We start from the raw sequence: 23,848 nt of genomic DNA, 5'->3' as shown, positions 1-23,848 counted from the left end.
GGCGCGCCGCCGGGAATCAGGTTACTCACAGCAAATAGGAAACCGACATGGTTGCAACATCTGTCATCTTGCTCGGTGTGTTCATGTTCACCCTGATCGTCATCGGTCTGACCGGGGTGATCCTGGCCGCTCGCAGCAAGCTCGTGAGCACCGGGGACGTGACCATCGAGGTCAACGGCGACCCCGAACACACCCTGACCACCCAGGCCGGGGCAAGCTGCTCGACACCCTGGCCGCCAACGGCATCTTCCTGTCGTCGGCCTGCGGCGGCGGCGGCTCCTGCGCCCAGTGCAAGTGCCGCGTGGAGGAGGGCGGTGGCGCCATCCTGCCCACCGAAGAGTCCCACTTCACCATGCGCGAGAAGAAGGAGGGCTGGCGGCTCTCCTGCCAGGTGCCGGTGAAGCAGGACATGAAGGTCGAGGTGCCCGAAGAGGTCTTCGGCGTCAAGAAGTGGGAGTGCGAGGTCATCTCCAATCCCAACGTCGCCACCTTCATCAAGGAACTCAACCTCAAGCTGCCCGAAGGCGAGAACGTCGAGTTCCGCGCCGGTGGCTACGTGCAGCTGGTGGCCCCGCCCTACGATATCTCCTTCTCCGACTTCGATATCGAAGAGGAGTACCGGGGGGATTGGGAGAAGTTCGATCTCTTCAAGATTCGCCATAAGAACAACGAGGAGGTCATCCGCGCCTACTCCATGGCGAACTATCCGGAAGAGAAGGGCATCCTCAAGTTCAACATTCGTATCGCCACCCCGCCGCCCAACACCAGCCACCCGCCGGGGCTGATGTCCACCTACGTCTTCAACCTGAAGCCGGGTGACAAGGTCACGGTGATGGGGCCCTTCGGCGAGTTCTTCGCCAAGGACACCGATGCCGAGATGGTCTTCGTCGGCGGCGGTGCGGGCATGGCGCCGATGCGCAGCCACATCTTCGACCAGCTCAAGCGCCTGGACTCCAAGCGCAAGATCACGTTCTGGTACGGTGCACGCTCCTGGCGTGAGACCTTCTACAACGATGAGTACGATAAGCTGGCCGAGGAGCACGAGAACTTCGAGTGGCACCTGGCCCTGTCCGACCCGCTGCCCGAGGACAACTGGGAAGGACCCACCGGGTTCATTCACAACGTGCTGTACGAAAACTACCTCAAGGACCATCCGGCCCCCGAGGACTGCGAGTACTACATGTGCGGGCCGCCCATGATGAACGCCTCGGTGATCAAGCTGCTGCTCGATCTGGGCGTGGAACCGGAGAACATCATGCTGGACGACTTCGGCGGATGATTCCCCTCGCCTCACGGCGGTTTCCAGGGCTGGCCCATCGCGGGCCGGCCCTGTTCCTGTTCATACTGCTGTTGTTACCCGTGATGACGCTGCTCAGCGCTTGTCGCAGCCAGCAGCAGGAGCACCAGCTCCAGGGTAGCGTCCTGGGCACGGGCTACCATCTCACCCTGTATGCCGACCTCGATGAGCCTCAGCGCGAGGCGCTAAAGGCCGGCATACAAGGTGAATTGGCCGACATCGAACAGCACGGCGAGCGGCTGCTGGCCGCGCTGGGGCTGGCCTTCGCGCCTTACCCGGCGTGGCTGGCTAACGCGCCGCAGTCGCTCATGGACGAGCTTGCCCGGCTGCTGCATGCCGCGGCGGTCGACCGCCTGACGCGCCATCTGAAAGCGCAGGGGATGCAAAGTGCCCTGGTCGAGGTCGGCGGCATGGTGCGCACGCTTGGTGCGCCGCCGGGCCGGGACTGGACGCTGTCCCTAGCCCATGTCGGCCTGCCGGGAAGCGGCGAGGCGCCGCGCGTGACGCTACGTGACGCCGCCCTGGTCCAGCGACCGGCCTCCCGCAACGGGAGCGAAGCGCCCGACGATCGCCGGGTCCTCGGCGTCAGCGTGGTAGCCGCCACCGCTAGCGAAGCCCAGCGTCAGGCGCTGTGGCTGACGACGGGCAACGGCAGGGCGGACGTCTCGTCTCACGGGTGCCAAGCGGCTGAGGATCGTGCCGCCAGACTCGTTGTCGAAACCCCACAAGGTATTGAAATTCATAACACGACGGCCCTCGAGCCCTGGCTCGTGCGCTAGCCGGAAGGAGAAGCTGATGACCACCTTTTTTATCGTGCTTGGCTTTATGCTGCTGATCATGGCCGCCATGGCCGTCGGTGTGATCATGGGGCGCAAGCCCATCGCCGGCTCCTGCGGCGGGCTCAACAATCTTGGCCTGAAGGACGGCTGCGAGGTGTGCGGCGGCAAGGATGAGATCTGCGAGGAAGAGAACCGCAAGAACCGCGCAAGCGCCCGTCGTCGCAGCGACGAGAGCCGCGGCGCCGACCTCGGCTACGACGCCACCAAGCGCTGAGGCCCTTCGGGCAGTGACAAGGGACGAGGAGCGAGGGACAAGGGCCGCCAGCATAACGGTGAGCGCAGATCCTGCGCGGTGGCTAGTGATCCAGGGGCAAGGCCGAGTGGTTCCTCGCCCCTCGAACCTCGCCCCTCGTACCGATATCGAACAAGGAGACGCAAGAGCCCATGGCAGTTCACAACTATGACGTGGTGGTGATCGGTACCGGCCCTGCCGGCGAAAGTGCCGCCATTAATGCCGCCAAGCATGGCAAGCGGGTTGCGGTAGTGGAAAAGCAGCCGATGGTGGGCGGTAACTGTACCCACTGGGGGACCATCCCCTCCAAGGCGCTGCGCCACCAGGTCAAGCAGATCATGGCGTTCAATACCAACCGAATGTTTCGCGATATCGGCGAGCCGCGCTGGTTCTCGTTTCCCAAGGTGATGGAGCGTTCGCGCATTACCATCGACCAGCAGGTGGAGATGCGCACCCGCTTCTACGCGCGCAACCGCATCGATATGTTCAGCGGCGTGGCGCGCTTCAAGGACGAGCACACCCTGCTGATTCGCGACCGCCAGGAGGGCCTCGAGGAGCTCGTCGCCCAGAAGGTTATCGTGGCCACCGGCTCACGGCCCTATCGTCCGGCGGATATCAACTTTCGCCACCCGCGCATCTACTGCTCCGACACCATCCTCAGCCTGAACCACACCCCGCGCACCCTGATCATCTTCGGCGCCGGCGTCATCGGCTGCGAGTACGCCTCGATCTTTTCCGGGCTTGGCGTCAAGGTCGACCTGATCAACAACCGCGATAGCCTGCTCTCCTTCCTGGACGACGAGATCTCCGACGCGCTCTCGTACCACCTGCGCAAGCACGGCGTGCTGATTCGCCACAACGAGGAGTACGAGCGGGTCGAGGGCGACGAGTCCGGCGTCACCGTCTACCTTAAATCGGGTAAGAAGCTGCGCGCCGACGCCTTCCTGTGGGCCAACGGGCGCACCGGCAACACTGACCAGCTGGGCCTCGAGAACATCGGCCTGGAGGCCAACGGCCGGGACAGCTCGCCGTCGACGAGCACTACCGCACCGCCATCCCGCATATCTATGCCGCCGGCGACGTGATCGGCTGGCCGAGCCTCGCCAGTGCCGCCTACGACCAGGGGCTCAACGCCTGCGACGAGCTCCTCGACCGCGACTACCGTTACGTCAGCGAGGTGCCCACCGGCATCTACACCATCCCCGAGATCAGCTCCTTCGGGCGTAACGAGCGTGAGCTCACCGAAGCCAAGGTGCCCTACGAGGTGGCCCAGGCCTTCTTCAAGGACACCGCCCGGGCCCAGATCACCGGCGACACCGTGGGCATGCTCAAGATCCTCTTCCACCAGGACACCCTGGAGATCTACGGCATCCACTGCTTCGGCGACCAGGCCTCGGAGATCGTCCATATCGGCCAGGCGATCATGCAGCAGAAGGGCGAGGCCAACAGCCTCAAGTACTTCGTCAACACCACCTTCAACTACCCCACCATGGCCGAGGCCTACCGCGTGGCGGCCCAGAACGGGCTGAACCGGGTGTTCTGACCACCTGCCGGGATTGCCCCTTTCAGTACTAGTTATTTCACCTTGCGCCGGTCGACCAGACCGGCTTTTTTGTGCGTCTGTAACCTCACCCCTTCACCTAATCAGCCTTTTTTCCCTTTCATCGGTCTGAATAATTCCAAAAAAGCAGATAAAAACACCGATTTCACCGCGCTTGACAAGATAACGAGTGCCAGGCTGGCAAAGCATGAGAAAAATAGTGAACGCAAGATACTGCTATGCAATGTAATCTTATGTAGTCAGATGCGAAACCTAATGTTCATTAACTATGCTCACGCTCGCTCGAAGCGTGGGCAGTGGAAGCGCATATCGGCCCGGAGAACGCCATATTACAACTCCCGGGCGGTAGCGTGCCTGAAAGCAATCCATCGCATTACGGTTTGCCTGGCGCATTCGGGGAACAACATAACAAGTCTCGTGCAATGACACGAGATAAGGATGGCAAAATGTCATATCTACGCAGGCGAAATGGGCTGGCGGCCATGCTGCTGGCACTGAGTCTCTCTGGCTGTGTGATGGCCCCAGGGGGGCATATCGACTACAGTGCGGAGACACCGGAGATCGACCACCTGGTGGATATTCAGGCGATCACTCCTCAGCTCGTGTCGCAGTATCGCAGTGAACTGAATAACGACGTGGCCACCTTGATGCCGGCGAGCCTACGCGGCGAACTCGAACGCTTCGAGTACCGCGTCGGCCCCGGTGATGTCCTGAGCATCATCGTTTACGATCATCCAGAACTCACCATTCCTGCCGGTGCCGAGCGCAGTGCGGTGGAAGCGGGTAACACCGTGCGCCCTGATGGCACCATCTTCTATCCCTATATCGGCCGCGTTCAGGTCGGGATAGAACGACCGATGAGATTCGCACTCTCCTGACGCGCCGCCTGGCCGGTTTCATTACCGACCCCCAGGTCGATGTCATCGTTGCTGCCTATCGCTCCCAGAAAATCTATGTCAGCGGTGCCATTGGCTCTGCTAGGACACTGCCGATCACCAGTGTCCCCTTGACCGTGCTCGATGCCATCAGCGAGGTGGGGGAGCCGCTGACAATGGCGACTGGCACAACGTGATTCTCAATCGCGACGGCCGAAAGGACACGCTCTCACTGTACGCCCTGCTCCGTCAGGGGGACCAGACCCAGAACCGCTTGCTGCGTCACGGTGATGTGTTGCATATCCCGACGCGAGAGACTCAGAACGTGGCCGTACTGGGGCAGGTGCGAAATCCAGGCAACTTGAACCTCGGCAATGAGCGCATCACCTTAACCGATGCCTTGGCCAGAGCAGGCGGGGTAGTAGAGACACGTGCACGACCCTCGGGTGTCTTCGTGATTCGTGTCCGGCCGGAGGAGAGTGACAAGCTTGCGACCGTCTATCAGTTGGATATCAACAATGCCACGGCTCTGACCATGGGAACCCACTTTCCCCTGCAGCCCCAGGACGTGATCTATGTGACCGACGCACCGCTGGCTCGTTGGAACAACGTAATCAACCTGCTGCTGCCGTCCATCGTGCTGCCAAGTGCCGTCACCGGTACGGCCACTGATATCGGGGAGCTGTAGGCGTCTGGCAATATTCTATCTCTTGTGTGATAACCCTATTCAAATGTGATAATCCTATGGCTACTAACTCCCAGCCTCCCGCAGAGGAAGCGATCGACTTGGGTCGCCTCTTCGGCGTACTGCTCGATCATAAATGGTTTATCGCCATCGTCACCTTTCTCTTTATTATCGGTGGCATCGTATACGGAAAACTGGCAACCCCGATTTATCAGGGTGATGCCCTGGTTCAGGTCGAGCGACGTTCAAACGTTAGCCCACTGGGCGATCTAAGCAACGCACTGGGAGTGGCTGGTGAGATAAATCATACCTCGGCAGAGGTCCAAATCCTCCAGTCGCGCATGGTTCTGGGCCTCTTGTGTGATAACCCTATTCAAATGTGATAATCCTATGGCTACTAACTCCCAGCCTCCCGCAGAGGAAGCGATCGACTTGGGTCGCCTCTTCGGCGTACTGCTCGATCATAAATGGTTTATCGCCATCGTCACCTTTCTCTTTATTATCGGTGGCATCGTATACGGAAAACTGGCAACCCCGATTTATCAGGGTGATGCCCTGGTTCAGGTCGAGCGACGTTCAAACGTTAGCCCACTGGGCGATCTAAGCAACGCACTGGGAGTGGCTGGTGAGATAAATCATACCTCGGCAGAGGTCCAAATCCTCCAGTCGCGCATGGTTCTGGGCCACGCCGTTGATCGGCTGGGACAGGATACGATCGTACGCCCGGTCACACTGCCCATCATTGGCGACTATGTACTTCGTCATCGTGTTTCGCGCCCGGAGTTTCCTATCAGGCTGCCTTATGTCAGCGATTATGTGCTCAGCAGCAGCATCTCACAGCCCGCCTTTATGGAGCGTCAGCCCTTTGTATGGGGCGATGATAGGCTGGAGGTGTCGCGTTTCATGCTGGTGGAGCATCGGCGAGGCGATGTGGTGGTAGTAGAACGCGATAGTGAGGAGCGCTACCGGGTGATGATCGATGGGCAGGAAATCGGAACCGGGTATATCGGGCGACTCGGCAATTACCTGGATGGCGAGCTGGCACTGTTGATCGATGAATTCCATGCCCCGCCGGGTGTCCAGTTCCAACTGGCCAAGCGTAATCGCAGTGAAGAGATCCGCTCGCTTGGCAATAGGTTGCAGATCAGCGAAGTCGGGGAGGGCGTGACTCATCAACTGGGGTGCTTCGACTCTCTATGGCAGGACACGATCCCCAGGAGATCGTGCGCACGCTGGATGCCGTTGCCGATACCTTCCTGACCCAAAACGTCGAGCGCCAGTCCGCCCAGGCCGAGCAAAGCCTGAACTTCCTGGAGGCGAAAACACCGGAACTGCGCGGTCAGCTTCGCACCGCTGAAGAGCGGCTCAATAAGTACAGGACAGAGCTCGACAGCGTCGACCTGTCTAGCGAGGCCCAAGCCGCCGTGGAGCGCTATATTGATATTGAGCGTAGGCTAAATGAGTTGGAGTTCCAGGAAGCTGAGCTGGCTCAGCGCTATACCGCTAGCCATCCCAGCTATCAAACATTGCTTAGGCAAAAGCGCCATCTACAGACGGAAAAAGGCCAGCTCAATGACCGGGTCAACGAGTTGCCAGCCGCCCAACAGGAGGTGCTGCGACTAACGCGGGATGTCGAGGTGACCCAGGCAATCTACGTCAACGTGCTCAACAAGGTGCAGGAACTGCAGGTGGCCAAGGCCGGCACCATCGGCAATATCCGTATTATCGACCGGGCCGAAATCCAGGGGTTGGTCGCCCCACAGCGATCCCGCATCACGATACTGGCTACGCTACTGGGGGCGACACTGGCGGTCGGGCTGGTACTGTTACGAACCCTGCTCAAGCGCGGCGTGGAATCACCCGACCAGATTGAAGCCGCGGGCATGCCGGTGTATGCCACCATTCCGCTATCCAGTCAGCAGCGAAGCTTGGTACGGAGAGGAAAACTGAGGCGTAACCGTACGGGGACGACATTATTTCGGGTGTGCTGGCTACAAGCAATCCGGCCGACGATGCCGTTGAGGCCATTCGCGGCCTGCGCACTAGCCTGCATTTTGCCATGCTGGAGGGGCGCAACAACCGCTTGATGATTACAGGCCCCAGTTCCGGCGTCGGGAAGAGCTTCGTCTCTATTAACCTGGCTGCCGTGGCCGCACAGGCCGGTATGCGAGTGCTGATCATGGATGCCGACCTGCGAAAGGGGCGCATTCATCACGCCTTCCGTCAGCACAGCGGCAAAGGTTTAGCCGAGTATCTCGCAAACCGAGTGGAGCTCGACGACATCATTCAGGAAACGCCTATTGATAACTTGTCGTTGCTGTCCCGTGGTAGTGTACCACCCAACCCTTCCGAGCTTCTGATGCAACCTCGCTTCATGGAGGCGATGGCCCAGTTGGGAAAACGCTATGATCTGATCATCATTGATACGCCACCCGTACTGGCAGTGACCGATGCCAGTGTGGTCGGCAAGCACTGCGGCACTTCCCTGATCGTGGCGCGCTTTGAACGCAATCCGGTGCGTGAACTCATTGCTGCAAAACGACGCCTGGAAAGCAATGGGCTAGAAGTTCAGGGGATTATTCTCAATGCCATCGAACGCAAGGCTTCTACTGCGTCAAGCTATTATGGATACTATCCTTACAGCTATCGCTGAAATATCTCAAGTGGGTTTATATCCAGATATCTGCACTGTGGACTAGCTATATTAGGTGCTTTCCTTGATTGCTTTCGCTATACTACTTACCTGAAAGAGTTTCTGGGGCTTATAACTAGCGACTGTTAGTAAATTTGATTATGAATATTGAGCCGCCAGGGTTGGATGATTGATTAGGTAATTTCGATAGCTAACTCAGGGTAGTAATGCCTTACGCTCTTTGACACAGCACTGTGAGGAAGTGGACTTAAAATAAACGAATAAGCGCATATTGGTGACTGGAGCCGATGGCTTTATTGGCTCGCACCTAGTGGAGTGTTTAGTTCAGCAGGGGCATGTGGTTCGAGCCTTCGCAATGTAGAACTAGTTCAATACTTGGGGATGGCTGGACTGCTGTGATGCCACGACTCGGGAAGCTATTGAGGTCTTCGCTGGGGATGTGCGTGATCCCTACGGGGTCAAGCAGGCGATGCAGGGGTGCGATGTGGTGTTCCACTTGGCGGCGCTGACCGCGATTCCTTACTCCTATCACTCGCCGGATAGTTATATCGATACCAATATCAAGGGAACGCTCAACGTGTTACAGGCGGCACGAGAGCTGGGTGTCGAGCGAGTGGTGCACACCTCGACTAGCGAGGTGTATGGTTCGGCGATCATGGTGCCGATTGATGAGTCAGTCGCAACCACTGCAGGGGCAGTCACCCTATTCGGCATCCAAGATCGGTGACGAGTCCGCGTAGCGGAGTGCGATGCCGCAGTGGGGGAGGTGATCAACGTCGGCAGCGGTTTTGAGATCAGCATCGGCAATACCGTGGACCTGATCGCCGAACTTATGGGGCGTGAGGTCGAGATTGACACAGATATACAGAGCCTGCCCCCGCGTGAAAGTGAGGCAGAGCGCCTGGTAGCGGGTATCGACAAGGCCGTGTGATTGTTGGGGCATGTGCCAACTTATGCCGGGCGCGAGTGCTTGTGCCGGGGGCTCGAGACGACCATTGCTTGGTTCGAGGATCGCGACAACCTGGGGCGCTAGAAGGAGAATCATTTTACATCGCTAGGGACATGCTAGCTTGTTAAAACCATCGATTGGAGCCGACGTGGACGAGTTCTACATAGTGGGAGGCGGTGATCATTCCCGGGTGTTGATTCATGGCCTGCGCCGGTTGGGCTATTTTGTCCGAGGATATGTGGCACCACAAGATGAAGGGGAGGTGATGGGCGTGCCGTTCCTGAGGAAACGATGCCGAGATGTTGGCCAGGGAAGCGGTACAGCCATACCTGGCGGCACTTGGTATGGGTAAAGTCTCCGTTGACACGCCGCGCCTGGGCATTCTCGAGGCATACCAGGCACACGGTCTGCAGTTCCCGGTCATCTATACGTCTGGCTCGATCGTCCACGAGGGGGTCATTGCCGGGGCTGGCAGTGTGGTGATGGATGGTGCAGTTATCGTCACCGGGAGCCGGATGGGACGGGCCTGCATCGTCAACACCAATGCCACTGTCGATCATAACTGCCACCTCGGTGACGATGTTCATGTGGCACCCGGTGCGGTCCTCAGCGGCGGAGTTGAAATTGGCAACCGCTGCATGATCGGCACCGGCGCCAGCCTGATCCATGGGATTCGGGTCTGCGCCGACTGCTTGATTGGTGCCGGTGCCACCGTAGTTTGCGATATCGACATGCCGGGCACTTATGTCGGGACCCCTGCCAGGAGAGTCGCATGATCCACCCGTCCGCCACCTACGTGATTGCTGAGGCCGGCGTCAATCACAACGGCTCTTTGGAGATGGCCTTCGAACTGATCGACGCTGCCAAGGGCTGCGGGGCCGATGCCATCAAGTTCCAGACTTTCAAGGCAGATACGCTGGTGACCAAGCACGCGACTAAGGCAGCCTACCAGCGCGAAACGGTACCGGGCTCCAACGCCCAACATGGCATGCTGAAGGCGCTGGAGCTATCTGAGGATGACTTCTTGAGTCTTCATGCTTATTGCAAAAAGCAGGGCATTGAGTTCCTCTCCAGTGCCTTCGATGTGGAAAGCGCTGTTTTCCTCGATGGCCTTGGTATGCGGCTGTTCAAGGTCCCATCGGGAGAGATTACCAATTGGCCTCTGTTGGACCGCATCGGTGAATTCGGGAAGCCGGTGATATTGTCGACCGGGATGTGTTATTTGGCGGACGTCGAGGCGGCATTGCAGCGGCTCGATGCTGCCGGTTCTGGTGAGGTGACAGTGCTGCACTGCGTGACCGAATACCCAGCACCTTACGACCAGATCAACCTGTCAAGCATGCATACCCTCGCCGCGGCCTTCGGTGTGAAGGTGGGTTACTCCGATCATACGGCAGGAATCGAGATCCCCATCGCAGCAGTAGCAATGGGGGCTGCCATTATCGAGAAGCATTTTACCCTGGATATACGGCTTCCAGGACCAGACCATGCCGCTTCCCTTGCGTCCGACGACTTCAAGCGCATGGTAACGGCCATCCGGCATGTCGAAAATGCGCTCGGCAATGGACGCAAGCGGCCAGCCCCCTGCGAGCGACCCAACCTCCAAGTGGTGCGTAAGAGCATCACCGCCCAATGTTCTATAGCTGAGGGGAAGTAATCACCCTTGACCATTTAACCCTGAAGCGTCCCGGATCCGGGCTATCGCCGAGCCTGCTAAATACCGTGATCGGCCGCCGGGCCACTCGGACGATCGCCAGCGATGAGCTCCTCGACTGGGGAGACCTGACATGAAGGTACGTCACGTCTGGGTGCTGACGACGACTCGCGCAGATTACGGCCTGCTTTACTGGTTGCTTCGCGAAATTGACGGGGACCCTGAATTGGAGCTGATGTTGGCGGTAAGTGGCGCCCACCTGTCACCCGAGTTTGGCTATACGGTTACGGAGATCGAGCGTGACGGCTTTAACATCCATCGACGCCTGGAAGTGCTGCTGTCTGCAGATAGCCGCACGGCAATGATCAAGGCAATGGGCCTCGCCATGCTGGCCTTCGGCGATGCCCTGGCCGAAGATCGTCCCGACCTGGTGGTGCTGTTGGGAGACCGCTTCGAGATCGTGCCTGCTGCGCTCGCGGCGGTGGTACATGGTATTCCCCTTGTCCACCTGCACGGGGGGAGACCAGTCGGGCGCCCTGGATGAATATTTCCGGCATGCCGTCACTAAACTCGCCAATATTCATTTTCCAGCCACAGAACCCTATCGCCAACGGATCCTGCAAATGGGCGAGTCTCCGGACAAGGTATTCAACTTCGGCGCGCCGGGGCTTGATCATCTGCACCGCAGCGAACCGGTCAGTCGAGAGGCACTGGCTGAGGCCCTTGGCATGCCGCTTGACCGCCCCACGGCCATCGTCACCTATCATCCTGCGACTAATGAGACGCATCTCTGCGGGCGCCCCCAAGTCGCTGAGCTACTGGAAGCGCTCGAGCACTACGAAAACTTGCAGGTTGTCTTCACTAAGGCCAATGCCGATACACAAGGGCGTGCCATCAATGCTCATCTGGGTGAGTGGTGCGCTGCTCATCCCGATCGCAGCCAACTATTCGACAACCTAGGGCAGCGGCTCTTCCATGGCTGTCTTCGCCACTTCGACCTGATGATCGGCAACTCCTCTAGCGGCTTGGTGGAGGCACCGTCCTTCCGGTTGCCCGTAGTAAACGTGGGCTCGCGCCAGGAAGGTCGACTGGCAGCTGACAATGTGATCTCAGTGAGAAATAGAGCCGCGTCGATCCGAGACGGGATTGCGCAGGCCCTGAGTCCGGCATTCCGTGTTCGACTTGCCGAGCTTAGCAACCCCTATGAACGCTTCGATGATGGTGGAATCTCACGACGAATCAAGGACACCCTGAAGTCAATTCCCCTCACAGCAGGGTTGGTGAAAAAGGGATTTATTGACATGGCATTGGCTGCCGGGCAGAACTAACTGAGAAGGGGTATTCCAATGTTCGAATCACTCTTGATCGATGAACAGCGCAAGGTTCTGGAAGCAATGCATCAGTTGGAGGAAACCGGCTGGAAAATCCTCTATGTGACCACTGGGGATGGCCAATTGTACGGCTCTCTGACGGACGGAGACGTGCGCCGCTGGATTCTCAGAGGAGGTGAACTGAATGAAACAACCGGAGAGGTCTGCAATCGGGTCCCCTATTCCACGAAGGCCGGTTATAATGTTTTCGAAGTAAAAAGCGCCATGGTAACCCACAATATCACATCGGTTCCAGTTATAGACGACACTGACCACATCATTGACGTGCTGTTTTGGGATACTCTATTCCATCAGCGTAAAGAAAATCGGAAAAGATGTTGCTGAACCTGCCAGTAGTGATAATGGCCGGCGGCAAGGGAACTCGGCTGGCGCCGTTCACCAGCGTGTTGCCCAAGCCGCTCATACCGATTGGCGAGAAGACGGCGATTGAGGTGATTCTCGATTCCTTCGCCGAGTGCGGTGTTGAAGCTTTCTACCTTTCTATCAACTATAAGTCGAAGCTCATTCAGGCCTACTTTGAGGAGCTAGCTCCGCCCTACCAACTTAATTACGTATACGAGAACAAGCCCCTGGGTACAGGTGGTGGCCTGCACAGCCTTGCTGGTCAGTTAGAGGGCGATATTATCGTTACCAATTGCGATGTCATCATCAAGGCTGACTACCATGCTTTGATTGAGCATCATCGACAGGAAGACAACGATATCACTATGGTGGTGTCGCTGCGACACTATGAGATTCCCTACGGAATTTGCGATATCGTCGAAAACGGCCAGCTATGTACCATGCGGGAGAAGCCGCACTATAATTTTTTAGTCAATGCGGGTCTGTATGTTTTGAAGTCATCGCTGCTTGAGCTAATTCCTGAAGATAAATTCTACCATTTGACTGAGCTGATTGAAGAGGTTAAGGAGCGGGGTGGTCGAGTTGGTGTCTATCCAATCAGTGACAAAGCCTGGCTAGATACCGGGGAATGGCAGCAGTACTGCGACACCATGGCACAACTCCGTTCGTAATACATGGCTTTCTTGCTCCTGATAACTTATTTAAGGATATATTAATGATCAATAGCTATCGAGTGATCGGAGTGATTCCTGCTCGGGGTGGTAGCAAAAGTGTTCCGGGAAAAAACATTCGTCACCTCGGTGGCAAACCGCTAATCGCTTGGTCGGTGGAAGTGGCCTTGAGCGCCGATGAAATCGATCGCGTCATTGTTTCCACCGATAACGATGAGATTGCCAGCGTGGCAAGGTCATTCGGTGCCGAAGTGTATATGCGACCGGCGGACCTGGCGACGGATAACGCATTGATCAGTGATACGATTCGAGATCTTTACGGGACTTTGATACGGGAAGGAGATCCTGCGGACATCATAGTGCTGCTAGAGCCGACCTGTCCCTTCCGGCAGCTCGGGGACATTCGGGCATGTTTACGGCGATTGAACGACGGCTGCCTCGACTCCGTTGCGACATTCCAGGCGGCCGAAATCAACCCCCACCGCACCTGGCGCATTGAGAACGGCATGCCCAGCACCTTTATTGCTGATGTGGATCCATGGCTGCCACGTCAAAGGCTTCCGGAAGCGTATCAGTTGAATGGGGCGGTTTATGCATTTTTTGCCAATCGCATGCCGGATAAGGGGGCGAGTCTGCTTTTCGGCTGCTGTGGCGCTGTTGTGATGCCGCCCGAACGATCGGTGGACATCGATAATGAACTTGACTTCATTGTCGCAGGGGGCATAGGGGAATCGATCCAATGAGCTGTCCTATTCTGGTAACGGGCGCCACAGGCGGTGTCGGGAGTGCCATTTGTCGATATCTGGCCAATCGATATCAGGTGTTGGCATTGGGTCGGGATGAAAGTCGACTGAATAAATTGAGAGATTTATTGCCCGGAATCCAGGTATATTGCACTGACCTCAAGGATAAGGGCGAGCTGTTTGAGCTAATGCAAAAAATAAACGACGACTATCCGTATATTCCGTTTGTTGTTAATAACGCTGGAATAAATGTAGGCGATCAAATTGTGGATCTAGATATTGAGGCACTGGAACAGTCCGTTAGCATTAATGCGATCGCTCCTTTTATCATCATGAAAAAGCTTATTCCGGCTATGCAACTCCATGATTTTGGTCGGATCGTTAACGTTACCTCGGGAGCACCGTTCAACTGCTTTTCCGGCTATGCGGCTTATAGTGCTTCAAAAGCCATGTTGAATGCTATAACGGTTACAGCTGCTAACGAGAATGCCGAATTTAATATAAAAATCAACCTGATGAGTCCAGGTCCCGTACGGAGTGGAATGGCGCCATCAGCAGCCATGGAGCCGGATATTTGTCTGCCTACCCTTGATTATTTGCTCACTCTGAATGAGTTGGGTCCTACCGGAAAATTTTTCTGGTTGGGACGACAACTGCCGCTTTTTCCCGAGCTGGCCGGGGTCAACTGGTTAGGGGGAACCGCTACCGATGATTTTCCAAGCGTCATATCTTCTTAACAGCGAGGGCAGAATCGATGATTGAGTGTTACAAAGACACCTGATCCTCTGAAACCTGCCTATCTCTCAATAGCCCTGGCACTGGTTATTCTTATGGTTACACGAGTTGGCATGCTAGGCATGAGCGAAGGAAACGGTCATCCCTTTTCCTTTACCTCAATCATCAATGGTTATCGTGGCAAAGGTTTAAGAGAAGCGGGGTGGCCGGGGATCGAAGACTATGTTTGCAGACGACACGCCTCGGAGTTCGGGATCGGTGACATGCGTGTGACTCACGCCTGGACACAGGAGAGCAATCAAACATTAGCACTTTGCGAAGCCACCGATATACCCAATGCCGTGCCGGAGTTAGGAGATATGATCGGCGAGGTGGAGGCGGTAATCATCGCCCGGGACGATTATGCCTCTCATCGGCCGCTGGCCGAACCCTTTCTCGAGGCCGGTATCCCGGTCTTCATCGACAAACCCCTGACGCTGGATCTTAACGAACTGCGCTATTTTACGCCCTATCTGGAGCGGGGCATATTGATGTCCTGTTCGGGAATGCGCTACGCCCGTGAGTTGGATGCGTGGCGTAGTCGTCAGGTGGATCATGGCGAGTTGAAGCTGGTGCGCGGGACCATCGTCAACGACTGGGAACGCTACGGTGTGCACTTGTTAGACGCCATCCTGCCGTTTCTGCCATCGCGACCGGTAGCAGTGCGCGCCCTGCCGGCGGATCACGACTCCTTGGTCGTGACGATGGCGGACGGTGTATCGGTCCACATCGATGCCCTCGGCCAGGTACCGGCGATATTCCGTGTTGAACTGTTGGGGACTCGGCATATAAGCGGCTTCGACATCATCGATAACTTCTCAATGTTTCGCCGCACTTTGTGGGAGTTCTGGCGCATGATCGTCGAAAAGCGCCCTGCAATGCCTGTCAGGTCAACGCTTGATGTCATTCGTACCTTAATAGCTGGAAAACAGGCCCTGAAAACGAAAGATGAGGTAGCACTAAATGAACTCTAATTTTCATAGCCTATTCGATCTCAGCGGACGTGTGGCCATTGTCACCGGTGGTTTGGGCATTTTGGGCCAGCACTTCTGTCGGGCATTGGCCCAGTACGGTGCACACGTTGTCGTGGCCGACCTGGATGGAGATGAGGCTAAGCGCTATGCCGACGAGCTAAGTCAGGAAACGGGTGTTACCTGTCTCGGCCAGGGGTGCGATGTCAGCAGCGAGGATGCGGTCGAGACAATGGTTACCAGTACGCTCGAGCACTTCGGTGCTATTGATGTGCTACACAATAACGCCGCCAGCAAGTCCAACGATCTTGAAGCCTTCTTCGCGCCAGTGGAGGAATATAGTCTTGATGAGTGGCGTAAGATTATGGCTGTCAACCTTGACGGCGTCTTCTTGGTATCGCGCTGCGTAGGACGCCGCATGATTGAACAAGGCCGAGGAGGGAGCATTATTCACACTGGCTCCATCTATGGTCAGTTGGGCAGCGATCCACGCATCTATGCCGGATCCGAATACATGGGTATCGGCATCAATACCCCGCCCGTCTATGCCGCCTCCAAAGCCGGTGTTGCCGGATTGGCTCGTCACCTGGCCACCACTTGGGCGGAGCATGGCATACGGGTCAATACCTTGGTTCCGGGGGGCGTGCAGAGTGGCCAGAACGGGCAATTCGTATCCCAGTACTCCCAGCGTGTTCCGCTGAAGCGCATGGGGCGTCCTGAGGATCTGGTCGGGGCACTGCTTTACCTGGCCTCGGATGCCTCTCGCTATGTTACCGGCCAATGTCTTTACATCGACGGCGGCCTGAGCGCCTGGTAGCGCCTGGTAATGATACGGGGCAGGAGAATCACAAACATGGCGACCAACACCAACCTCACCATTGTGATGTATCACTATGTGCGACCCTTACGTAGGTCGCGCTATCCAAGCCTGAAAGCACTCGAACTGGAAGACTTCTGTGGCCAGCTCGACTTCATTCAGCATCATTACCAAGTCGTACGCATGGAAGAGGTGATCACGGCCACCTATGGTAAGGCGGAACTGCCGGAACGGCCACTGCTGCTGACGTTTGATGATGGTTACCGTGACCATTATGAAAATGTGATTCCACTGCTTCTTGAGCGTGGCTTGCAAGGAAGTTTCTTTCCTCCTGCCTGCGCCGTTCGCGAGAGCCGAGTACTTGACGTTAATAAGATTCAATTCACGCTTGCCAGCGAAGCCAATACACAGCAACTGATTGACGAGATTTTCTCTGTCCTCGATGCCCATCGTACCGAGTTCGGATTACCAGGCAATGCGGAATACTTCGATACTTTTTCTCGGGGCAGTCGCTACGACGAGCCACAAGTAACTTTCATCAAGCGTATCCTGCAGAAGGGCCTGCCACAGTCACTGAGTGCACCGCTTATCGACCAACTGTTTCGTCGGTTCGTCACCGATGATGAAAAAGCCTTTGCTGCAGAGTTATACATGAACGCTGACGAGCTTCGGGAGTTACACGCCGCGGGCATGCTGATCGGTAGTCATGGTGACAAGCATCTCTGGCTGAACACTCTGTCTTCTGAGGAGCAACATCGTGAGATTGACGCCAGTCTAGACTTCTTGTCCGAACTGGGGGTGCCAACCCGCGATTGGGTCATGTGTTATCCTTACGGCGCATACAACGACACATTGCTGGCGATGTTGCGCGACAAGCAGTGCGCATTGGGGTTAACCGTCGAGGTGGCGTTGGCAGATTTGAAGAGTAACGATCCTTTACGCCTGCCTAGACTGGACACAAACGACTTGCCATCTACAGCTGGGGCACGACCTAATCAGTGGGCAGAAAGTCTCGAAAAAAAGAGTTGTTCTTATAAATCAGGAGTGTGAACGTCAATTGCCTTTCATCGCATGCCTAAAGCCTAGCTATGGAATAAAAATATAGTGCCAAAGACTACGAATTATAGGGAGACTAGTAGTGAAAAAATTTCAAGTGGGGGATCTTGTTAGAATAAGTGAAGCCCCTAGCCGTATATGCCAGGTTGTAGATATTGAAACTGATGAAGCAGGTGGGCTAATCTACAAGATAGACAATGAGGGTGGTTTCTATTTTAATAATTTGAAATTTGTGTCTAGTTCGAATACTGATTCAAATTTCGAGTTTTCGGATATAAAAACAGTTATCGTCACTGGCGGGGCGGGGTATGTCGGTTCAACATTGATTAGATGGCTGTTGAACAATAATTACCGAGTGGTATGCATAGATAAACTTTCATTCGGTGCCTCAGCGTTGATCGGTGTATGGAATCATCCATTGTTTGTTTTCAAGAATGTTGACATAAATAAATATTCTGAAATTGATAAAATCATTAGCAATAACGATTGTTACGGGATTGTTCATTTAGCTGCTATTGTTGGTGACCCTGCCTGCAAGTTAGAGCCCGACTTGGCTAGGAAGACCAATTTAGACAGTTCTGTTTATTTGGTTAAAAAAGCAATTCAAGAAAATATCGAACGATTTGTGTTTGCATCAACATGTAGTAATTATGGAAAAATGACTGATCCAGCCGGGTACGTAGATGAAACATCATCTTTGTCGCCTGTCTCTTTGTACGCAAAATTGAAAGTAGAAGTTGAGGATTTCATCTTAAATAAAATAGATAAAGAAGATGGCTTCTGCCCTACTTGCTTAAGATTTGCAACAGTGTATGGTATTTCTCCTCGTATGAGGTTTGACCTAACCGTTAATGAATTCACAAAAGACCTTACACTTGGTAGAGAGTTGACGGTTTTTGGTGAACAATTTTGGAGGCCCTATTGCCATGTAAAAGACTTTGCTAGAGCCATACAAGCTGTTTTGGAAGCACCCAAGGAAAAAGTTGCATACAATGTTTTTAATGTGGGCGATACCGCGGAAAATTACACAAAGAGAATGATTGTAGATGAGTTAATTAAAGTAATTCCAGATGGAAGGGTGCAATATGTAAGGAAAGAGGAAGATCCAAGAGATTATCGAGTTAGATTTAACAAAATACAAGATGAGCTTGGCTTTGTGGTGTCAAAAACTGTTGCTGAAGGAATTGATGAAGTTCACAGAAGTATCAAGCTCGGGGTGGTTGAAGATCCAGATGATCAGAAGTTTTATAACATACCGGTATGATGTTTGCGTTATGCATGGGGAATTGCAGATCACAACTTAAATAATTTCTGATAAGTGCATATTTATGATTGAAATGATGAAGCTTCTGTCGGACCTCACTCCTCTTAATCGTGTTGTTTGTTCCAGTGATTACGACTATACGATAGAATATATGAAAGGGGTTTTGCCCTTCGAAGAGATAAGTTACGCGCCGACTGGTAACTATAATAAATGGGTGATTCCGCCAAAGTGGGATGTCAAAGTAGCACACATCTTTCATAATGGCGAGTTGATCTACGACGGGCGCTGGCACCCCATGGCGGTTATGGCTTTGTCTTCCCCGTTTCGGGGCAAGGTGTCACGTGAAGAACTGCGTGAACATCTGCATTTCGATCATCGCTACGACGACAGGATTCCATTCCATTTCCGTCAGCTATTCACCAGCTGGAATCGGGACTGGGGGTTCTGTGTCACTAAGGCGTTCTATGACACACTGCCTCCGGGCGACTATGATGTACTGATAGACACCGAGGAAGAGCCCGGCCCCTTGCGAGTACTTGAGTATCACCTACCCGGAAAGCTCGATGAGACGATTGTTTTCGGGGCCAATCTCGACCACCCTGGGGTGGCCAATGATGGATTGTCCGGCGTTGCTGTGGGCGTCGCGCTTTTCGAGCTATTGCGCAAACGGAACTTGAAATTCAGTTATCGGTTGGTGCTGACTCCCGGCATTATTGGCAATGAATATTATCTGGGGAAAATGGCCAGCGATGAACGGCAGTGCCTATTGGAAGGAGTTATGTTGGAGATGCTGGGCTCACCAACTGAACTAGCACTGCAGTTTTCTCGTAATGAACAATCAAATATTGAACTCGCATTGGCGGAATCTCTATCTCAGAGTGGAAGTAAATATCATACTGGAGAATTTGCTAGCGCCCTGATTAACGACGAATATATCTGGGAAGCCTATGGTATTCCCATGGCCTCGCTGTCGCGCTTTCCCTATCCGGAATATCATAGCGATCACGATAATGTTGGCTTGATGCGCCCTGAATGCCTCAAGGAGTCGGTTAAAGTTCTGTTAAATGCTATTGATATTCTTGAATCTTGCCCATTGGTCAGAAAGCGTTTTATTGGAAATATCTGCCTTTCGCATCCGGATTATGACCTTTATATCGATCCCGGCCAAGTCGCTTTTGGTGATATTCCCGATAATCAACGCCGCTCAATGCGAAAGCTAATGGAGTTGATCCCCACGCTTTCTCGTCCAATAAGCATGTCTGTACTGGCCAATCGAGTTGGTTTACCTGTTTCTTTGGTGAATAAATATTTGGAGAAATGGAAAGTGCATGGGTTGGTTGATTTGTCTTAGTTCATAAAGCCTATCCGTGAACGTAGATGCCGGCTAGCTAAACTGACAGATAAGCCTGTTTCGTTACCAAGTAAGTACCTATTCAAAATTAATCGCGTGATCAGTTCCATAGCCACCGAGCAGCCGGTGTACCTCATCACAGAGGTGCTCAAACGAGAGGTATGCGCGCAGCGGCAACCATGCATACTTCATCTGCCGCCACAGGATCTCAATCAGGTTCAGCTCCGGCGAATAAGCCGATAGGTAGATCAGGTGCACACGATGCGACATCCACTCGATTATCTTTCGCCTGAAGGCCTTGGAGCGATGCATGCTGGCATTGTCGAGCACCACCACGGCGAAGGTATCGGGGTCTTTCTGGGCCACAAACTGGTCAAACGCCTCGATGACCGTTTCGGTGGTCACGGGTTTGGTGGCGGTGTGATAGACCAGCTTGCCCGCTCGGCTGAGGAATCCCAGTACGTTCAGCCTGCGGCTGTGTGAGTAGGCGGTCACCTCGCAGGGCTTACCGATGGGGCTCCACGCGTATGGCACCGACGATGATTGCGAAAAGCCTGATTCATCAAAGTAATAGAGCTCATGTTCGCCCTGGTCTTCGCGCTGGTGAAGCGCCTTGAGGAGGCCCTGAGTATTGCGAAAATCCGTTTCGTCACGCCGCGCCTTGAGTGAGTGCCGAATGCGCTTGAAGCTGAGGTCATTTTTTTTCAGCGCCCTGCGGAGCGTCACCATGCTGATGTTTTTCCCGTCTCTTCCTGAAAGCGGGCATGCAAGGAACGGAGTTGGTGGGGCTGTTCGGCGACCAGCTCCTGCAGCCGATGGTGGTCGTCGTCATCCAAGGCCGGCGTGCGGCCACTGCGCGGCTTGTCGATCAGTCCATCGAGGCCTGACACTTCCCACTGTTTGAGCCATCGTGATACAGCATCACTGCGTGCCTGCAGTATCTCACTGATTTGATTGATTGTATGGCCTTGGTCACTCAGCAGGACGGCATGAGCACGCCGACGTAGGGCGCGCTTCTCACCATGGTGATAGGCGGAGGTCAGTGTCTGCTTTTCAGACTCATTGAGAGGGGCAACGAAGCGGCGCCTTGCCATGAGGTCATCCGTGTCAGTGATCCAGACGGCAATGCTACACGAAAACTTCAGATCAAGCACTTAGAACGCAAGGAGGCCACCCTAAAGAAGGAAGCCCCCTGGATCTAGTCACCACCCACCAAGTTTGCCAATAACTTATAATATGATGCCGCTCTGGCACGATAACTTGCCTCGAACCTTACTGCTGATCCCTATGCTGAAAAACCTCAAAGAACTCTTTCAGTTGCTTACCCGTGAGCAGCGCAAGAAGCTGCTGGGCCTGCAGGTCTTAGTGGTGCTGATGGCCTTCGCCGAGATTGCTGGCGTACTCTCCATTGGCCCCTTCATGGCCATTGTGGGCGATATACAACAGCTGAATGGTGATGGCCACCTGGCCCAGCTGTACCGGCTCAGCGGGCTCGCTTCTCCGGAAAAATTCCTGTTCTGGATGGGAGTCGGGGTGCTGTGCATGCTCACTGCTGCGGCCTTGATCTCCATGTACACAACCTGGCGGCTTGCCATATACGGCAGCCGAATCGGTGCCGAACTCAGCAGCCGCCTGTACAAACACTATATGTACCAGCCTTGGCTATTCCACTCTGGTGGCAGTAGCAGCCAACTGACAAACCAGGTGATCCAGGAGTGCAACCGCGTGACGAATAACATCATTAAGCAGTTGCTGCAGATGAATGCCAAACTGTTCATGACCAGCCTGATGGCGCTGGCCATTTTTCTCTATAACCCGGTCGTGGCCCTGGCGGGCATCACGATCTTCTTGATCGCCTATCTGCTGCTTTACCGCACCGTGCGCCGCAGGCTGGATTATAACGGCAAGGTGATTACCGCGGTGCAACGCCAGCGTTTCAAGCTGATGAATGAAGGTTTCGGCGGCATCAAGGATGCCTTGCTGCTGGGCCGCCAGCCTGTCTTCATCCAGTGCTTCGATGCGGCCAGTCAGAAGTTCGCCCGTGCTCAGGGGGTGACCGAAGCTCTGAGCCAGGTGCCACGCTACGCCATGGAGCTGGTGGCATTCGGTGCGGTGATCTTCCTGGTGCTTTACCTATTGGCCGCCCACCAAGGCAACCTAGGCGCGATCTTGCCGATTCTCTCCGTGTATGCGTTAGCGGGTTTCAAGCTGCTGCCGGCTTTCCAGCAGATCTATAACAGCGTTTCGCAGGTTCGCGCGAACCTGGCGGCCTTCGAGGCTATCCGGGAGGATCTCTATGCCAGCCGCGAAGTCATGCTAGCGGAGCATTCTCCGAGCGTCGTGGCGAGTGACGAGCCATCAATATTTTGCCCCCCCAGGCAGGCGATTCGCCTTCAGGATATTGTGTTTCGCTATCCAGGGAAGGACACCCCTGCCCTGAAGGGGCTGACCATGGAGGTTACGGCCAACCGGGTGATAGGTCTGGTGGGGGCCTCGGGTTCCGGCAAGTCTACCGCCATCGATTTGCTACTGGGCCTGATCGAGCCCCAGCAGGGTCAGGTGCTGATCGATGATGAACCACTGACGGAGGCCAACCGCCGTGCCTGGCAGAACAGCTTGGGCTTCGTGCCCCAGGCTATCTTCCTGGCCGATAGTTCCATTCGCGAGAACATCGCCTTTGGCCTTCCTCTGGAGGCAATTGACCATGCCAAGGTACAGAAGGCCGCGAGCATGGCGCATCTGGATGAACTGTTGGTGCAGTTGCCCAAAGGGCTGGAAACCCGGGTGGGGGAGCGCGGCGTGCAGCTCTCCGGCGGTCAGCGCCAGCGCATCGGCATCGCTCGGGCGCTCTACCACAATGCGGATGTGCTTGTGCTGGACGAGGCCACCAGCGCGCTGGATGGTATCACCGAGAAGCTGATCATGGACGCTATCCACGATTTTTCCGGTAGGAAGACCATCATTATGGTTGCCCACCGGCTGGCCACGGTAAAGCAGTGCGATAGAATCTATTTACTGGCCGATGGAGAGGTGGTGGATCATGGAAGTTACGAAGAATTGGCTTCACGCAACACCATCTTCCAACGCATGGCGCAGCATGCTTGACAGTTGTCGAAAGCAGGATTTTCTGATCACCCTAGTATCCGTGTCTATCCGACGACGACCTCGGCGCAAGTCCAGGTTCTAGCCCCTCAGTCATAAGTCCCCTGAGTAAGGAGCTTCTCCAGGACGCGACGAGCATCAGAGTCATCGAGAGGTCTATCGACCCTGGGGCATCTACGACAGCATCGATCGCGGCCATCGTTACCAAGTAAAGCACATTACTGTAAAGCCTGGCGCCAAGCTGTCGTTGCAGGTGCACCATCACCGGGCCGAGCACTGGGTCGTGGTGACTGGTACTGCGAAGGTCACCAATGGGGACAGGTCATATCTCGTCACTGAGGATGAGTCGACCTACATTCCCATTGGTCAGGCGCATGCATTGGAAAACCCCGGCAAGATCCCATTAGAGTTAATCGAAGTGCAGTCGGGGGCCTATCTGGGAGAGGATGATATCGTGCGGTTTGAGGATATTTACGGGCGCGGTTGATGGTTATATGAAAAGCTTACTATATCACGACCATGTGGTACTTGCCTAAGTAGGTGGTGTTCGATGCATAGATATTAATTATCTGGTTAGCTTGTGAGAGGCCCCGTTGTACGGGTTGCTGTTCTCCATGATTA

At 55.0% G+C, this 23,848-nt stretch carries 25 protein-coding genes and 5 pseudogenes; 29 read left to right on the top strand and 1 reads right to left on the bottom strand.

Annotated elements, in window-relative coordinates; genetic code table 11:
• The first annotated feature begins 47 nt into the window (after positions 1-47).
• The 27 genes and pseudogenes from nqrF to ACSJDS_RS14410 all read left to right on the top strand — a co-directional run bounded on the left by nqrF (position 48) and on the right by ACSJDS_RS14410 (position 20,125).
• Positions 48-1,279: pseudogene (nqrF, locus tag ACSJDS_RS14540) on the top strand (NADH:ubiquinone reductase (Na(+)-transporting) subunit F).
• The gene (locus ACSJDS_RS14535) at positions 1,276-2,076 is read left to right on the top strand and encodes an FAD:protein FMN transferase (RefSeq protein WP_473033906.1); all 801 of its coding nucleotides are present in this window, start codon (positions 1,276-1,278) and stop codon (positions 2,074-2,076) included. The pseudogene nqrF and the gene ACSJDS_RS14535 overlap by 4 nt, the downstream one beginning before the upstream one ends.
• A gap of 16 nt (positions 2,077-2,092) precedes the next feature.
• Positions 2,093-2,350, top strand: a complete 258-nt coding sequence (gene nqrM, locus ACSJDS_RS14530) for a (Na+)-NQR maturation NqrM (RefSeq protein ID WP_473033905.1) — start codon at positions 2,093-2,095, stop codon at positions 2,348-2,350.
• A 170-nt stretch (positions 2,351-2,520) separates the two neighbouring features.
• Positions 2,521-3,911, top strand: a pseudogene (gene sthA, locus ACSJDS_RS14525) (Si-specific NAD(P)(+) transhydrogenase).
• Positions 3,912-4,411: 500 nt separating this feature from the next.
• Positions 4,412-4,807 (top strand): polysaccharide biosynthesis/export family protein, encoded by a 396-nt coding sequence (locus ACSJDS_RS14520; RefSeq protein WP_473033904.1) that lies wholly within the window; start codon positions 4,412-4,414, stop codon positions 4,805-4,807.
• Positions 4,792-5,324 (top strand): annotated as a pseudogene (locus tag ACSJDS_RS14515) (SLBB domain-containing protein); the annotation flags it as partial. The gene ACSJDS_RS14520 and the pseudogene ACSJDS_RS14515, both read left to right, overlap by 16 nt.
• Positions 5,325-5,339: 15 nt before the next feature.
• Positions 5,340-5,492, top strand: coding sequence for a hypothetical protein (locus ACSJDS_RS14510; protein WP_473035041.1), 153 nt, complete (start codon positions 5,340-5,342; stop codon positions 5,490-5,492).
• Between the two features lie 98 nt (positions 5,493-5,590).
• Positions 5,591-5,872 carry a Wzz/FepE/Etk N-terminal domain-containing protein gene (locus ACSJDS_RS14505; protein WP_473033903.1) on the top strand — a complete coding sequence of 94 codons (282 nt, stop codon included), beginning with the start codon at positions 5,591-5,593 and terminating at the stop codon, positions 5,870-5,872.
• A 49-nt stretch (positions 5,873-5,921) separates the two neighbouring features.
• The gene (locus tag ACSJDS_RS14500; protein WP_473033902.1) at positions 5,922-6,749 is read left to right on the top strand and encodes a Wzz/FepE/Etk N-terminal domain-containing protein; all 828 of its coding nucleotides are present in this window, start codon (positions 5,922-5,924) and stop codon (positions 6,747-6,749) included.
• The gene (locus ACSJDS_RS14495) at positions 6,713-7,576 is read left to right on the top strand and encodes a GNVR domain-containing protein (protein ID WP_473033901.1); all 864 of its coding nucleotides are present in this window, start codon (positions 6,713-6,715) and stop codon (positions 7,574-7,576) included. Before ACSJDS_RS14500 ends, ACSJDS_RS14495 begins: the two co-directional genes overlap by 37 nt.
• Positions 7,549-8,142 carry a polysaccharide biosynthesis tyrosine autokinase gene (locus tag ACSJDS_RS14490; protein WP_473033900.1) on the top strand — a complete coding sequence of 198 codons (594 nt, stop codon included), beginning with the start codon at positions 7,549-7,551 and terminating at the stop codon, positions 8,140-8,142. The genes ACSJDS_RS14495 and ACSJDS_RS14490 overlap by 28 nt, the downstream gene beginning before the upstream one ends.
• Before the next feature lie 274 nt (positions 8,143-8,416).
• Positions 8,417-8,869: pseudogene (locus ACSJDS_RS14485) on the top strand (GDP-mannose 4,6-dehydratase).
• A gap of 39 nt (positions 8,870-8,908) precedes the next feature.
• On the top strand, positions 8,909-9,073 hold the full coding sequence (locus ACSJDS_RS14480; protein ID WP_473033899.1) for a hypothetical protein: 165 nt from the start codon (positions 8,909-8,911) through the stop codon (positions 9,071-9,073).
• Between the two features lie 317 nt (positions 9,074-9,390).
• Positions 9,391-9,867, top strand: a complete 477-nt coding sequence (locus ACSJDS_RS14475) for an LbetaH domain-containing protein (protein ID WP_473033898.1) — start codon at positions 9,391-9,393, stop codon at positions 9,865-9,867.
• On the top strand, positions 9,864-10,748 hold the full coding sequence (neuB, locus tag ACSJDS_RS14470) for an N-acetylneuraminate synthase (protein WP_473033897.1): 885 nt from the start codon (positions 9,864-9,866) through the stop codon (positions 10,746-10,748). The genes ACSJDS_RS14475 and neuB overlap by 4 nt, the downstream gene beginning before the upstream one ends.
• A complete protein-coding gene (locus tag ACSJDS_RS14465; RefSeq protein WP_473035040.1) occupies positions 10,748-10,882 on the top strand; it encodes an SAF domain-containing protein in 135 nt (44 codons plus the stop codon). Before neuB ends, ACSJDS_RS14465 begins: the two co-directional genes overlap by 1 nt.
• The gene (locus ACSJDS_RS14460; protein WP_473033896.1) at positions 10,879-11,289 is read left to right on the top strand and encodes a UDP-N-acetylglucosamine 2-epimerase; all 411 of its coding nucleotides are present in this window, start codon (positions 10,879-10,881) and stop codon (positions 11,287-11,289) included. The genes ACSJDS_RS14465 and ACSJDS_RS14460 overlap by 4 nt, the downstream gene beginning before the upstream one ends.
• A complete protein-coding gene (gene neuC, locus ACSJDS_RS14455) occupies positions 11,234-12,073 on the top strand; it encodes a UDP-N-acetylglucosamine 2-epimerase (protein WP_473033895.1) in 840 nt (279 codons plus the stop codon). Before ACSJDS_RS14460 ends, neuC begins: the two co-directional genes overlap by 56 nt.
• Before the next feature lie 18 nt (positions 12,074-12,091).
• Entirely contained in the window at positions 12,092-12,460 is a 369-nt protein-coding gene (locus ACSJDS_RS14450) for a CBS domain-containing protein (RefSeq protein WP_473033894.1), read from the top strand.
• A complete protein-coding gene (locus ACSJDS_RS14445) occupies positions 12,451-13,149 on the top strand; it encodes a sugar phosphate nucleotidyltransferase (protein ID WP_473033893.1) in 699 nt (232 codons plus the stop codon). The genes ACSJDS_RS14450 and ACSJDS_RS14445 overlap by 10 nt, the downstream gene beginning before the upstream one ends.
• Before the next feature lie 44 nt (positions 13,150-13,193).
• Positions 13,194-13,892, top strand: a complete 699-nt coding sequence (locus tag ACSJDS_RS14440) for an acylneuraminate cytidylyltransferase family protein (RefSeq protein ID WP_473033892.1) — start codon at positions 13,194-13,196, stop codon at positions 13,890-13,892.
• Positions 13,889-14,629 carry an SDR family NAD(P)-dependent oxidoreductase gene (locus ACSJDS_RS14435; RefSeq protein WP_473033891.1) on the top strand — a complete coding sequence of 247 codons (741 nt, stop codon included), beginning with the start codon at positions 13,889-13,891 and terminating at the stop codon, positions 14,627-14,629. Before ACSJDS_RS14440 ends, ACSJDS_RS14435 begins: the two co-directional genes overlap by 4 nt.
• 111 nt (positions 14,630-14,740) lie before the next feature.
• Positions 14,741-15,640: a Gfo/Idh/MocA family oxidoreductase gene (locus tag ACSJDS_RS14430; protein WP_473033890.1), complete on the top strand. Its 900-nt coding sequence runs from the start codon at positions 14,741-14,743 to the stop codon at positions 15,638-15,640.
• Entirely contained in the window at positions 15,630-16,454 is an 825-nt protein-coding gene (locus ACSJDS_RS14425) for an SDR family NAD(P)-dependent oxidoreductase (RefSeq protein ID WP_473033889.1), read from the top strand. The genes ACSJDS_RS14430 and ACSJDS_RS14425 overlap by 11 nt, the downstream gene beginning before the upstream one ends.
• Positions 16,455-16,490: 36 nt before the next feature.
• A complete protein-coding gene (locus ACSJDS_RS14420; protein ID WP_473033888.1) occupies positions 16,491-17,504 on the top strand; it encodes a polysaccharide deacetylase family protein in 1,014 nt (337 codons plus the stop codon).
• Positions 17,505-17,592: 88 nt separating this feature from the next.
• Positions 17,593-18,774, top strand: coding sequence for an NAD-dependent epimerase/dehydratase family protein (locus ACSJDS_RS14415; protein ID WP_473033886.1), 1,182 nt, complete (start codon positions 17,593-17,595; stop codon positions 18,772-18,774).
• A gap of 64 nt (positions 18,775-18,838) precedes the next feature.
• Positions 18,839-20,125, top strand: coding sequence for a DUF4910 domain-containing protein (locus ACSJDS_RS14410; protein WP_473033885.1), 1,287 nt, complete (start codon positions 18,839-18,841; stop codon positions 20,123-20,125).
• Between the two features lie 78 nt (positions 20,126-20,203).
• Here ACSJDS_RS14410 and ACSJDS_RS14405 read toward each other — a convergent pair.
• Positions 20,204-21,219 (bottom strand): IS630 family transposase gene (locus tag ACSJDS_RS14405; RefSeq protein WP_473033884.1). Its coding sequence is split into 2 segments (ribosomal slippage): positions 20,204-20,859 and positions 20,859-21,219, totalling 1,017 coding nucleotides; the frame shifts between segments, so codons are not numbered across the junction.
• A gap of 193 nt (positions 21,220-21,412) precedes the next feature.
• Here ACSJDS_RS14405 and ACSJDS_RS14400 point away from each other — a divergent pair.
• Together ACSJDS_RS14400 and ACSJDS_RS14395 are read left to right on the top strand one after the other, a co-directional pair.
• Positions 21,413-23,230 (top strand): ABC transporter ATP-binding protein, encoded by a 1,818-nt coding sequence (locus ACSJDS_RS14400; protein WP_473033883.1) that lies wholly within the window; start codon positions 21,413-21,415, stop codon positions 23,228-23,230.
• Between the two features lie 121 nt (positions 23,231-23,351).
• A pseudogene (locus ACSJDS_RS14395) lies at positions 23,352-23,714 on the top strand (cupin domain-containing protein); the annotation flags it as partial.
• Positions 23,715-23,848: the final 134 nt, after the last annotated feature.

It is taken from the genome of Halomonas sp. SL18_1 (genome assembly GCF_055755715.1).
The sequence above is the reverse complement of the archived record's forward strand: the minus strand, read 5'-3'. Positions and strand labels throughout refer to the sequence as shown.